Here is an 11,783-nt window from a genome sequence, read left to right on the forward strand (position 1 = left end):
CAAAGTTAAGATGATGGTATGACAATTTTATATACTCCATAAACCCTTTAAATTAATTAGGTGGTTTATGTCGCACTTCAAGTTTTACTCTGCCCTTGTATTTCTATTGGAGTTGGAGTCGAGGGGTTATACTGCACAAGCTCAGTTAATTCGCAGACATATTCCATCTTTTTTATATCGTGAAAATTTCTTCTAACCTGAAGATTTTCTAAAATTAACATAATACACCTTATACGAAATGCTGTATAATTATCCTTATAATTCAACGCTGTAGTTTCTAGTTGATAGCCCATCTTCCCCAAGGTGGGCTTTTTTTATGATTTTTCACGTTCCACGCCTATTCTTTGACCAGTGTTTCACGACTTTGTTCATATTAGTTAAACAATCGTGGTTAATCATAGGGTCTAAAAAAACGGCTCCAAAAGCCCCTTTTTTCCGGTTCCTGTTCAATGTGCTCCGGTACTGGAATCCGCTTATTTTCCACCTGCTCCGGAGTAGTCAATCCGTCATCTTTCGGCTGAGTTTGGATCTCTACTTCTACAGGAGTTTCTCTTGGTTGAGTAGTCAATACATCATAGTTCGACTCACTTTTTGACCTAGTATCTGTTGCTATATCTAATTTTGGGTCGATAGAACTAGTTGTATAAGCTTTTGGAACTTCTAGTAGGCGTTGTATTGCTTCAATTTGCTCATCTTTAACGTGTAACTGATCATTCTTAGCTTTTAGTTCCTCACGTTGGAACTGCTCACGCTCATGAGCCTGTTCAAGCTGTTTTTGAAGCATGTAAACTTGCTGTTCTAATAGGTGAACTTCTGACAACTTTCGTGTTTCGGTTGTCTGTGAACTGTTTACATTTCTAGAAGGTTCACCAAAGACTCGAATAGCTTCGGAAAGATCAATTTTACCGTCACTATTTTTACTTAAATTACCTTTATTAACTTGCTTATAAATGGCTTGACGAGTTATTCCATAGAGGTTTGAAAGCTCAATAACAGATAGTGATTTCATCTTGTAATTTTGGTTGTCCATTATGTGAACTAAAATACATTAACAAACAGTCAACTGCTACATACACAATCGACCTTTATGCCTTAAAGCCTAAATTTTTAAGATGAGGAATAAGTTGTTTTTGTTTTATTGGATCTCGCAGCATATCTTTAATTTTAATAGCTAAGTCGTCATAACTTTCACCTTGTTGTGCTAGGTGAGATACTTCATGTAAGCGTGAAAGCTGATTACCGAACATATTAATTTGTGAATCTGTCAATTTATAAAAATTATTCTGTTCGGATTTATGCTCAATACTTTTTGATTTTTCTTTAAACGTGAAGTGAATGTGTGTGACTTTTCGACCTGTCTTTATTTGCTCGTAAGATACATTTAAAGGGCTATGTTCATTGATTTGAACTACAGCAGTATCAATAACCCATCTCTTTAAATCAGCAGACAATGGATATCTTTTCCCTAACTCCAACATACTTCTTAGAGATTCGATGGAAATCTCTCGTTTTCCTATGGAACGATATTGGCTTAGTAGCTCATAAATACGAATAGCATATGCGCTACTCATACCAGCAATGTCAGATAGCGAATACTTAGTGAATTCACGGCTTAGATTAGAAATGAACGGCAAAATTTCTTTAGAAAACCGAATTCCTACAACGCTTTTACTTTCTAAAAAGCGTATGGATTGAATCCATCTCATTTTGATTGACTCATCATCAATAGCTAAATTAATTGATCTGTCATATAAGCGGTTTACACCATCTTTTAGATCTCTATAAGCTGTTTTTTCATGAACCCCAAGTTTTTTTAAATCATCAATAGTTACGCGATAAATTTCATCATCTGTAATATCTTCAGCCCGACTAATCTTACTAATAGCTGCTAAGACAATCCGTTGTTCTGTTGAGCTGAGTTGATATGAAGCCTCAATTACTTGATTTGATTTAACTACTAATTCTTTTTTAGATGTACTCATCATTTTTAATTCGATAAACTAACTATGAGTAATATAATTCTCTCATAGTTGATAGTCAATCCCTCATAGTTAAGTAGTCAATCCCTCATAGTTAGTAGTCAATCCCTCATAGTTAGTAGTCAATCCCTCATAGTTAGGAGCTGAAAGCCTTTCTGTTAAAGCCTTTCAGATAGCCTAAAAGATTTAAAAGATTTAAAATATATTAAAAAGGATAAGAATGAAAAATTGCCCTTGGTTTTCGCTACGCTCAAACTCTATTGAATCTCGCTTTCGCTCGATTCGTCGGGGCAATTTTTTGGTTAATACCATCTAGAATTTAATAAAAAGCAAAAGCAGTAGGAATTCGCTACGCTCATAATTTTTTTATCTTCGCTTCGCTCAGTCATGACTCAAAAATATCAAGTCGCTTTGCTCTGTACTTGAATCTTAGCGACAAAAGGGAGCTTGTAATCAGGGAAAAAACATAACGAGAATTTTGATTGCCTCAGTTCGCTCGTAGACACTCGCTCTGTAAATGCCTACAAGATTCATATTCAAAAACCAGGACCACCGTAATCATAATCATCAGATTTTGGCTTTGGCTGTTCGGATTGAACCGGTTGAGGGGGCTTATTTTGCATGGCTAATGGATACTTTGGCTGGCAATACACTTCAAATTCAAAGCATGGCGTTGAGTTATGCTCTGAATCCCTCAATTTTCGATTCATGTTATGAATGTTCCAGCCTTCTTGTTGCAATATAGGCTCTTGGGTTTTGATAATTTCACTAAAATCTTTTTCCAGTTTTTCCTTATTTTTCGCATTTTTGATTAAGTAATTCAGGTGATACATCACTTCCAATGATGAAAATGGATGGTTTTCAGCACTATAAAAATATTCATGTTGTTGATCTAATTGCTTTTGGCGTTCTTCGAGTTCTCGTTCTTGTTGATTGTGTTCCCGAATTTTTTGGATCTGAGCGAGATATTCCGCTGTCGCATTTTGTTGACCAACGCCTAGCTTAGGCTCAGGAAGATACAAAGTGCTGTGGATCTCGTTATATTTTTCATAGCTGTCTGCTGAAACCTGATTTTTGATGGTGATGTCCTGACCATCCAGTGTGTAGGTGACTGTAGGGCAGTGCTCGGCTAAAGCATCATTGAGGTGGTTTTCCCAGGCTTTGCGGATGTGCAATAAGAATGTGGAATAGTCTGCATGGCCATCCTGTAGCTGGATTTTCTTGGCACCGCCTTTGGCCGGATTTTGAGGATTGTAGCGTTTGAAATATTGTTCTGCTGTGCGTTCAATGCCGTCATCAGCTTTGAGGGAGAACATGAGGTGGCAATGGGGCTGTTCTTCGCCACTGAGACGCGATTTAACGTTGTGTATGGCGTATGAATGCGGATATTGCTGTGGAACTATATGTTTGTCAAAAAACGTCTCTATGAGCGTTTTACGCTGGTCTGGCGTGAATTCGTTTGGCAATGCGATTTCATACTCCATATAGACTTTGGCGTTGGCTCGTTCATACGTATCTGCTGCTTGCCAAAATTCGATAGGATCTTTAACGAAAGAAGGCATACAACGACCAGGTTCAATGTGTTCTACGGTTTCGTTGCTTGTTTTACGGATGCCTTCATATTGCATAAGTCTGGAAATGTAGAGGTAATGGCCAAGTGCATAGCCTTTATTTTTGCTTTTGACGCTGAAATGGTAGCTGGCCATGTTCACCTTTTTGTTGGTCTGGGACCGGTTTTTATGGAGTGAAACGAAATGAAAACTGCCCGGATTTGGAATGCCTGGATGGCTGAAAAATCCGGTTGAAGGGGGTCAAGGGGGAAGCGCCCCATTGCGTACTAGTTTCTCCGATTAGGAGAAACTGTCAAGTGCGAATTATTTAAAATAAAAATAAAAATTCTTTTCAAGAAATTTTATTTTTATTTTAAATAATTATTTTCAGACTGCCCTCTTTAAATATGGTAAAACCATATTTAAAGAGGTTGCAGTTCTGAAAATTAGGCGGCAGATGATATGACCCAGGAAAAAGCAAAAAAGCGTGGTAGACCAGCTCAACTTTTACAGATGGCAGAGTTGCATGCTTTTGTTGAGTTCTTATCAGAAAAAGATTCACGGACAGAATTGCAGAATCAGGTCATTGATGCGTTACAAGCTGAAGATTTTAATTTTGAAATGTTGTCTGAAGCTCAACAGATTCTGGTGAAAGAAGCATTAAAACCTTATCGTCAACATTTGAAGCTTCAGTTGCTGTTTGATGAGCTGTCTAAAAATCCTAGACAGACTGAATATGAAGAAAAGTTTTTGGAATTATATAAACGATATCAAAAAGACATTTTAGATCCAGCTGAAACGAATATCTTGAAAATAATGTGTATGCGTTATCTGAATTTTAAAGCTCAAAAGCTTGAATACAGTGACTTAGAGTTGTATTTGAGTCAGATCCAAAAAAAGGATGAAGGTAAAAAACGTAAAGCAGAGAATCAGCGTAAGTTTGAAGTCGGTGGTGGTGTTTTAAGTGCTTATAAAATCAAAAATGATGATGCGTTAGATACCGAAAACTTTTTAAAGCGGGTTCAGGCTGATCGCTATCTAGCTGGAAAACTCCGTCAAACAAAAATTTATCAGAAGGTATGGGCATCGGATCTTAATAATAAGGAAAAATTAGAATTACTTTTTGAGGTGCTCAATCAACTTGCACTATATGGTAATAAAGGTGAGACCGTAAAATTTGTGGACTTTGCTATTGAGGCAGCTCAGACAAAGCTAAAGCAAAAAACTAATTCAGTTGCCGAGTAATTTATATGTTTATCCTAAGTAGAAGTGTCCTATATGGAAGCTTCTACTTAGGGCTAACAGATGAATGTCGTATATGAATTTTTATGTAAACTTGGAGTACACCCTAAAGTAACGTCATGGCGACCCCAATCCTGAACCTAAAATCAATGTCTTAGAAGCCGTGGAACATCAATTTTAGTATGCTCAAAGAAAGTCTTAGATTTATACGTGACAATAAAAAGCCAGTTGTATGAACTGGCTCTTTCTATTTGGGATTTACTTACCCATTGCGATTTTTTACCGTGCCTCTCATAAATTAACAGTCAAAGCTGAAGAAGTGTTCTGGGAAACAAGAAACAAAGGCTTTTTGAATATCGCTGTACTCACACTCAGGATGCTTCTCTAAATAACGTCGAGTCCAAATCAGTGTGGCTTCATAATCATTAAAGCACTGATCGAGTTGTAAAAAAATCCACAGTTCATGGGCTTTTTGAATGAAAAAGTCATTGATGATCATGAGAGCAATTTTCTTTTCAGTGTTTGAATCCGGGTATGAGTACATATTATATTTCTCCGATAATAAGGATAAATGGGTTAGCTGATAAGCTATTTATAACACATAAAAAATGTGTTTGTCACATTTTTTATGTGTTTTTTTTAGTTTTATGGTCTGTGTTATACTTCTAATTCAAACAGATTGTATTTATCACGATGCCATACGAAGAATTTCAAAGACTTATGGGGAAAGCAGGTCTTTCAATTAAGGAATTTGCAACCTTATTGGACATGAACCCAAACTCCATAACTAACTATAAAAAGATCGGAAAAGTACCTACTCATATCGCTGTTCTGGTTTACTTACTTTCTAGCATGAAAGATGAGGGTGTAGACTTTTACCCTATTTTTGAAAAAATTAAGTCGTATTCAAAAGACTAAAACTCTCGTTTGTTGATTGTTGTAAGCTTTTTAGTAGATATTGATGATGTAAAAAATGCCTGAACTTCAGGCATTTTTTTGTTTCAGGGACTTATAAGCCTCGATAGAACTTTTCAATAAAGTATCGAGTTTTGAGAACCAGGGTGATCATCAAATTCTTATGTTCTGAGATCTTAGGTCGAGCAATCGATAAACCGGATATTTCTATTTGGGGGTTACAACTGATGTTAGAACCCATTTAAATATCCATTTTTCTAAACAAGAAGAAAGGTAAATTTCGAATAATCATCATAATGATTGCCCATTTACCTGGCGTATAAACGGTTAATTTGCCTTTATCGATGCCCTGCACAATATCATGAGCAACCTGTTCAGGTGAGGCAAGTTTTCCCTTGCCTGATATTCCAGCCGTCATAGGGGTTGCTGTTGGGCCTGGCTTGATTAAGGTTGCGGTGACATGAGAACCCATTAAGGCTAGACGATGCTGTAAGCCTTGTAGATATTTATCAATCAGCGCTTTCGATGCACCATAGACATAGTTGGATTTACGACCACGATCACCTGCTACTGAGCCAATCACTGCCAGCTTTCCATGATTACGCTCGATCATGTGTTTGGCAATAATTTCAGTAAATAGTACAGGTGAAACGGCATTGACTTCGATTGCCTGTTGGCACTGGATCAGATCGTTTTGACATTGGTCCTGATCTGGTAAGTTGCCATGGGCAATCAGGGCAATATCGATTGCACCCTGTTGATTGATGGTATTGATGCAATCCTGAATTGCAGCAGCATTTAAAAAATCAACGGTCTGTAATTGGATATCCGCTTGCGGTGTGCGCACTTTTAGATCTTGGGCAACACGTTGTAGTTTGTCTTGGTCTCGTCCTAAAAGAATAATCTCACAGGGATGTTGCTTCAGCCAAAGTCTGGCACAGTGTTCAGCAATGGCTGAGGTTCCACCTACAATTAAGATTCTTGGTTGATTTGACATTTAGATACCCAATAGACGACGGGACATTTCCGAGCTGATGCCTGGATCCCGATATTTTAGAAATTCATTGAAACGTGGATAGCCTGTCTCAAATAGTGATCGTGGCATACGTGCATCTTTGGCCAAATAAAGGCGGCCTTGAGCTTGTTGAACAATATGATCCAGTTCATTTAGGAGTTTGAGAGTCTTTTCTCCCCGGTTGGGAAAGTCCAATGCCAAGGTTACTCCTGGCTTTGGAAAACTCAGTAATCCACCGGATTCACGATCCCCAAATGTTTTTAATACCGCTAGAAATGAGCCTTCACCTGATTTTTTAATCGCTTTTAGCATCTCTTGTGTAGCTTCTTTACCGACTTCTTTGGGTACCACACTTTGATATTGGTAAAAACCTTTTGGACCATACATCTTGTTCCATTCATGCATAGCATCTAGTGGATAGAAAAATGGTTCGTAATGTACTGTTTGAGGCTGTTTTTTTAGAGCATTACCATGGAAATAGGCAAAATTAAAGAGTGGTAAACTGAGTTTATTTACCAATGAAATAGGGGGGGTAATAGGGAAAGTTTTATCTTTAATTTGGGGTTCTGCTTGAGTGTGTTCATTTGCCAGATTGCCCCGTGCAAAGAGTCCTTTGGCATTCGCACCGTTCATACAATCAATCCAGGATACGGTATGTTCCCAGTCAGTTTCAGATGAATCAGACAGTGCAAAAAACTCATCTAAATTGTGGTAAGGAATAGTTTCTGAGAGGATCCAGGGGCCTTGAACAGAGCGTAACTGAATTTTTGCTTCTAAAATGATTCCAGTTAGGCCAATACCCCCTAAGGTGGCATAAAACCAATCTGCTCTTTCAGTCTTTGAACATTCGATGATTTCGCCATCAGTACGCAATAACTTGATATATAGAACGTGGTCACCAAAAGAGCCAAAAGCATGGTGATTTTTACCATGTACATCATTCGCAATTGCGCCACCCACGGTGATCATTTGCGTTCCTGGTGTTACAGGTAACATCCAGCCCTGTGGAATCAGGGTGCGATGAATATCCTGTAAGGTGGTACCAGCTTCACAATGCAATATCCCAGTATTTAACTCAAAAGAAATTAGATGATTCATGGCCGTCGTCAGCCATAAGGTACCATTGCTATTTAATGCAGCATCGCCATAGCTGCGCCCCATCCCATGAGCGATACCAGGATCAGTACAGTGTTGTAGTTGTTTGGTTGCTTGTGAGGGGGTGATTAAAGGAATAACCTGATGCTCTGTGTTGGAAAGTCTGCCCCAAGCCTGTATTTTTGTCATCTGTGATTTATACCGTACGAAATACGAAACGTTTATCTAAGTAATATTTGCAAATATAGCCAATCATCAGACCAATCACGCCACCAACATAACGCATTTCTTTGGTTTCAAAAATGGCATGAAAGCCAAATTCAAAGCCCCAAAAAATGATGGTAGTAAAAATACCCATCACGGTATAAAGCATAAAAACCTTTCCATCATGTTGTGCATTTTGTGTTTTATATTTAAAAATATATTTTTTATCCAAAACATATTTAATTACTAGGCCCACACCTGTACCAATGATAATTGAAACTAAAATATAAAAAGGTCCAGAATAAATATAACTGAAAACATCCTGTGCTAGAATGTTAAAAAATGTAGCAACTATGGCAAATGCTGTATAAAGCGTTGCCAGTCTAATCGAATCAATCATTTATATTTAATAATGTTGTAAAACTCATGCATGATATAGCACACCATCGGTCTTTTCTAGCTGAAATCCGGGGACTGATTAAACTCATAAGACCTAAACAATGGGTAAAAAATAGTTTTGTTTTTGCACCACTGATCTTTGCTGGTGAATTCTTAAAAATAGGGTCTGTTTATTCGGCATTATTTGCAGCTTTTTTATTTTGTTTAGCTGCTTCTGCGGTTTATATCGTTAATGATTTAAAAGATATTGAGAAAGATCGTGCTCATCCTGAAAAGTCTAAGAAACGTCCTTTAGCTTCAGGCCAGGTAAGCCCCCGAAGTGCGATGATTTTGTTGGTTTTGATCTATGTGGCACTTGGATTTTCCTGGTTAGTTGCACCCAAGGTGATTTATGTGATCTTGGTGTATCTAGTGCTGAATTGGGCCTATACCTTCAAGTTGAAGCATGAACCTGTCATTGAAATCTTTATTGTGGCTTTTGGCTTTGTATTACGTGTCTATGCTGGTGCTGTAGCCCTTGCAGTGCCTGTCTCTCATTGGATGTTTATTACCACACTGAGTATTTCACTTTATCTTGCTTCAATTAAGCGTCGTCAGGAATTGGTGCAAAGTGGATCGCAAGGTCGTGGGGTGCTTGCCCACTATTCAGTTTCTCTGATTGATCGTTTTGCAGAAATGTCTGCCATTACCGCGATCGTATTTTATAGCCTGTATGTGATGGAAGTTCAGCCACAATTGATTATTACCATTCCTTTTGTGATGTTTGGTCTGTTCCGTTACTGGTTTATCGTTGAAACCCTAAAAGGCGGGGAATCCCCCACAGATGTGATTGTTCAGGACTGGCAAATTCTACTGACTGTTGCTTTATGGATCGGGTGTTGTATTTGGGCATTAGTACCCGCTTAATTTTATTTTGGATTGTTTTGTGAATTATTACAGTTACCTGATTACCCCATTTTTAGCCTGGCTGGTTGCTGGCTGCCTAAAGTTTCTTATTAACTCAATTAAAGCAAGGCAATTGGCTTTTGGACTGATTGGTTATGGGGGCTTACCGAGCAACCATAGTGCCATCGTCAGCAGTATGGTTGCTTTAATCGCCTTTAAAGAAGGGATTGATACGCCTGCATTTGGCGTAGCCCTCACTTTAGCTTTTATTGTTTTACTAGATGCAAATAGTTTAAGACGTGCTGTGGGTAAACATGCTGTAGCGATTAATAAGTTAGCTAAAGATGATCCTGAATATCAGCAGTTAAGAGAACGTATGGGGCACACCAAAATTGAGATTTTGGCTGGTGCTGTTATAGGTATATTGATTGGTTTATTAGTAAGTTAATTTAAAGTTTGAGATTGTTAAAATTAAATGACTATTTTTAATAATGTAGGTAAGTAAAATGCATAATATATTTTTTATAAAAAAATACTATCAGATATTAGCTTATTTTTTTATAGTTATTTTATACGGTACGGTTGGTTTTTTCTCTCCGGGATATGATGATGAATTTTTTAATATAAATCTCATAGAGACTTATGGGATTAAATCCTTAAGTATTGTGCAAACGGGAGATGTTCATCCACCAGCATCTTATTTGATAAACTGGATATTATACAGTCTGGTAAATGACTGGCATATAGTGCGGCTTTTAATATCAATATTTAGTGCTATATTAATCATAAAAAGCATATCGAATATCAAAATAACATATGGTAATACATCATTCATTATAGCTTTTTTCCTGATAGCTTTGAATCCAGCTATATTAATGTGGACTACTGGTCTTCGCTGGTATGCTTTTTTTGTACCATTATTACTTTGGGCTTTTTTTGTGCCAAATACACAGGATTGGAGATATTGGGCAAAATGTTTTGGTAGTTTACTTATTTTAGGTTATTTGGGTTATGCTGTTATTATAGTTGCATTACCTCTTATATTGTTTTATTGGTTTAACTGTGAGCAAGATAAAGTAAAGAAAATAAAACATTTCTTTATTTTTGGCGTAATATCCTTTTTATTATATTTACCACAAATATTAATTTTTATTAAATATCATCTACCCAATAAAGAAAGTCAAGTTTTTGATATTTCAAGCAGTTTTATTGGTTTTCTTTCAGCAATTTTTAGTAACCAAGGACTGTTTCCACTTTCTATATTTGGAGTTATTTCAGCAATAGGTTTTTCAGGTATATGTTGTATATATATCTATAGTTTATTTATGGAAATAAATGATAAAAAATTATTAAAAGAAAATTATTCTTTATCATTTTTTTTATCTATTTTTTTATTAATTTTCACAGGATTGGCTGGTAAATTAAGAAATTTTTTAATTGTTTCTCCTATTCAGGGATTATGGATTTCAACCATTATTAAAGGTATTAAGTTTAAAAAACTTTTTTTGGTTTGTGTTTTTTTGGTGTCTGTAGGTAATATTATAGGTGTTGTTAATGTTATTAATCATAAAGATACCACAAAAAACAGTTGGAATTTACCTATTAATGACTTAACTAAATATTTGGAGAAAGAGTCTTCTAATTGTTCTAATAGATTTTTGGTCTTAAGTCATGATCCAGTAATAAGTAATTATTTATATTTAGATAAAGGTTATAATAGTTCAAGTCCTTTTTTGATAAAATCCTTTAACCAACCTGATTTAAATAAAAATTATTCTTGTATTTTTGTCATAAAAACGTTTCAAGGGTCTCTTAGTAGTAATCAAATAAATGATTTGTATCGTGCTATTAATGAGATTAAGTATTTACATAAAACTGAGATAAAAATAGGCTTTGATAAGTATGCGGATATTAAGAGAAAAATAAATTCGGATTATCCAACCTATCAAATGGAGGTTACTAAATATTCTAACCCATCTGATATTAAGAAGTTAGCTATTTGGAATGTAAGTATAATGTAAAATATTAGACCTCTTGCGATAGTATCGTTTTGCCTAATTTTTGAATTGGCTAAAACCTTATTAAATGTAGCTTTAGGCTGTTTAAATTTTGACTAACGCAAGAGGTCTATTATATTTTGAAAATTAAATATTTGGGTATGATTCGAATTAAAATTTAGGCAATAAAAAATCCCAACATCCTGTCATAATGCCAACCAGTTAAGAAATTGACTGGTATTTTCTATTCTGAGGATTATAAAGTTAGACACGACCAGTTTACCTAATATGAGAACTTGGCCAGGTAACTTATACGGATCAAGGAGGTGGGCTGTCCACTTTATAAGGTGGTGGTATGTCAACATATTTAACTAATGTCAATCAAAGTAATATCCCACTATGGCTTGGCGAATTCAAACATGAGGTGCGACAGTTTGAAAAGTCTTATGATAATCAACAAGCTGAGCAAATTTCTCTAATGGTGTAAGCCAATCTAACGCTT

At 36.2% G+C, this 11,783-nt stretch carries 13 protein-coding genes; 6 read left to right on the forward strand and 7 right to left on the reverse strand.

Annotated features, from left to right (window positions below; all coding sequences use genetic code 11):
• Nucleotides 1-391: 391 nt before the first annotated feature.
• The 3 genes from ACG9ZL_RS20350 to ACG9ZL_RS20360 form a co-directional block, all read right to left on the reverse strand.
• Nucleotides 392-1,009: a plasmid replication DNA-binding protein gene (locus tag ACG9ZL_RS20350; protein WP_419361645.1), complete on the reverse strand. Its 618-nt coding sequence runs from the start codon at nt 1,007-1,009 to the stop codon at nt 392-394.
• 76 nt (nt 1,010-1,085) lie between these two features.
• Nucleotides 1,086-1,985 (reverse strand): replication initiation protein RepM, encoded by a 900-nt coding sequence (gene repM / locus ACG9ZL_RS20355; RefSeq protein ID WP_004763517.1) that lies wholly within the window; start codon nt 1,983-1,985, stop codon nt 1,086-1,088.
• A 530-nt stretch (nt 1,986-2,515) separates the two neighbouring features.
• Nucleotides 2,516-3,685: a MobA/MobL family protein gene (locus ACG9ZL_RS20360; RefSeq protein ID WP_160124107.1), complete on the reverse strand. Its 1,170-nt coding sequence runs from the start codon at nt 3,683-3,685 to the stop codon at nt 2,516-2,518.
• A 306-nt stretch (nt 3,686-3,991) separates the two neighbouring features.
• On the opposite strand from ACG9ZL_RS20360, the gene ACG9ZL_RS20365 reads away from it, so the two are divergent.
• Nucleotides 3,992-4,774, forward strand: coding sequence for a hypothetical protein (locus ACG9ZL_RS20365; protein WP_336024513.1), 783 nt, complete (start codon nt 3,992-3,994; stop codon nt 4,772-4,774).
• A 295-nt stretch (nt 4,775-5,069) separates the two neighbouring features.
• On the opposite strand, the gene ACG9ZL_RS20370 is transcribed toward ACG9ZL_RS20365, so the two are convergent.
• Nucleotides 5,070-5,315: a hypothetical protein gene (locus ACG9ZL_RS20370; protein WP_004282220.1), complete on the reverse strand. Its 246-nt coding sequence runs from the start codon at nt 5,313-5,315 to the stop codon at nt 5,070-5,072.
• Between the two features lie 149 nt (nt 5,316-5,464).
• On the opposite strand from ACG9ZL_RS20370, the gene ACG9ZL_RS20375 reads away from it, so the two are divergent.
• On the forward strand, nt 5,465-5,689 hold the full coding sequence (locus tag ACG9ZL_RS20375) for a helix-turn-helix transcriptional regulator (protein WP_004676219.1): 225 nt from the start codon (nt 5,465-5,467) through the stop codon (nt 5,687-5,689).
• Between the two features lie 238 nt (nt 5,690-5,927).
• Here ACG9ZL_RS20375 and ACG9ZL_RS20380 read toward each other — a convergent pair whose 3' ends face one another.
• The 3 genes from ACG9ZL_RS20380 to ACG9ZL_RS20390 are packed head-to-tail and all read right to left on the reverse strand — an operon-like array spanning nt 5,928 to nt 8,400.
• A complete protein-coding gene (locus ACG9ZL_RS20380) occupies nt 5,928-6,683 on the reverse strand; it encodes an SDR family NAD(P)-dependent oxidoreductase (RefSeq protein ID WP_419361630.1) in 756 nt (251 codons plus the stop codon).
• Nucleotides 6,684-7,985: an FAD-binding oxidoreductase gene (locus tag ACG9ZL_RS20385; RefSeq protein WP_419361633.1), complete on the reverse strand. Its 1,302-nt coding sequence runs from the start codon at nt 7,983-7,985 to the stop codon at nt 6,684-6,686.
• A gap of 7 nt (nt 7,986-7,992) precedes the next feature.
• A complete protein-coding gene (locus ACG9ZL_RS20390) occupies nt 7,993-8,400 on the reverse strand; it encodes a GtrA family protein (protein WP_419361635.1) in 408 nt (135 codons plus the stop codon).
• Nucleotides 8,401-8,426: 26 nt separating this feature from the next.
• On the opposite strand from ACG9ZL_RS20390, the gene ACG9ZL_RS20395 reads away from it, so the two are divergent.
• From ACG9ZL_RS20395 to ACG9ZL_RS20410, 4 genes are all read left to right on the forward strand, one after another.
• Nucleotides 8,427-9,305, forward strand: a complete 879-nt coding sequence (locus tag ACG9ZL_RS20395) for a decaprenyl-phosphate phosphoribosyltransferase (RefSeq protein WP_419361638.1) — start codon at nt 8,427-8,429, stop codon at nt 9,303-9,305.
• A 19-nt stretch (nt 9,306-9,324) separates the two neighbouring features.
• The gene (locus tag ACG9ZL_RS20400) at nt 9,325-9,732 is read left to right on the forward strand and encodes a divergent PAP2 family protein (RefSeq protein ID WP_419361640.1); all 408 of its coding nucleotides are present in this window, start codon (nt 9,325-9,327) and stop codon (nt 9,730-9,732) included.
• A 58-nt stretch (nt 9,733-9,790) separates the two neighbouring features.
• Nucleotides 9,791-11,305, forward strand: coding sequence for a hypothetical protein (locus ACG9ZL_RS20405; protein ID WP_419361642.1), 1,515 nt, complete (start codon nt 9,791-9,793; stop codon nt 11,303-11,305).
• 331 nt (nt 11,306-11,636) lie between these two features.
• A complete protein-coding gene (locus ACG9ZL_RS20410; RefSeq protein ID WP_419361643.1) occupies nt 11,637-11,768 on the forward strand; it encodes a hypothetical protein in 132 nt (43 codons plus the stop codon).
• Nucleotides 11,769-11,783: the final 15 nt, after the last annotated feature.

The sequence above is a fragment of the Acinetobacter legionensis genome, assembly GCF_048551735.1.
In the GTDB taxonomy this organism is placed as follows: Bacteria; Pseudomonadota; Gammaproteobacteria; order Pseudomonadales; family Moraxellaceae; genus Acinetobacter.

What these genes read in the sequence shown, in the direction of transcription:
- ACG9ZL_RS20350 (WP_419361645.1), bottom strand. Translation starts at nt 1,009, where the DNA reads ATGAAATCACTATCTGTTATTGAGCTTTCAAACCTCTATGGAATAACT.
- repM (WP_004763517.1), bottom strand. Translation starts at nt 1,985, where the DNA reads ATGATGAGTACATCTAAAAAAGAATTAGTAGTTAAATCAAATCAAGTA.
- ACG9ZL_RS20360 (WP_160124107.1), bottom strand. Translation starts at nt 3,685, where the DNA reads ATGGCCAGCTACCATTTCAGCGTCAAAAGCAAAAATAAAGGCTATGCA.
- ACG9ZL_RS20365 (WP_336024513.1), top strand. Translation starts at nt 3,992, where the DNA reads ATGACCCAGGAAAAAGCAAAAAAGCGTGGTAGACCAGCTCAACTTTTA.
- ACG9ZL_RS20370 (WP_004282220.1), bottom strand. Translation starts at nt 5,315, where the DNA reads ATGTACTCATACCCGGATTCAAACACTGAAAAGAAAATTGCTCTCATG.
- ACG9ZL_RS20375 (WP_004676219.1), top strand. Translation starts at nt 5,465, where the DNA reads ATGCCATACGAAGAATTTCAAAGACTTATGGGGAAAGCAGGTCTTTCA.
- ACG9ZL_RS20380 (WP_419361630.1), bottom strand. Translation starts at nt 6,683, where the DNA reads ATGTCAAATCAACCAAGAATCTTAATTGTAGGTGGAACCTCAGCCATT.
- ACG9ZL_RS20385 (WP_419361633.1), bottom strand. Translation starts at nt 7,985, where the DNA reads ATGACAAAAATACAGGCTTGGGGCAGACTTTCCAACACAGAGCATCAG.
- ACG9ZL_RS20390 (WP_419361635.1), bottom strand. Translation starts at nt 8,400, where the DNA reads ATGATTGATTCGATTAGACTGGCAACGCTTTATACAGCATTTGCCATA.
- ACG9ZL_RS20395 (WP_419361638.1), top strand. Translation starts at nt 8,427, where the DNA reads ATGCATGATATAGCACACCATCGGTCTTTTCTAGCTGAAATCCGGGGA.
- ACG9ZL_RS20405 (WP_419361642.1), top strand. Translation starts at nt 9,791, where the DNA reads ATGCATAATATATTTTTTATAAAAAAATACTATCAGATATTAGCTTAT.
- ACG9ZL_RS20410 (WP_419361643.1), top strand. Translation starts at nt 11,637, where the DNA reads ATGTCAACATATTTAACTAATGTCAATCAAAGTAATATCCCACTATGG.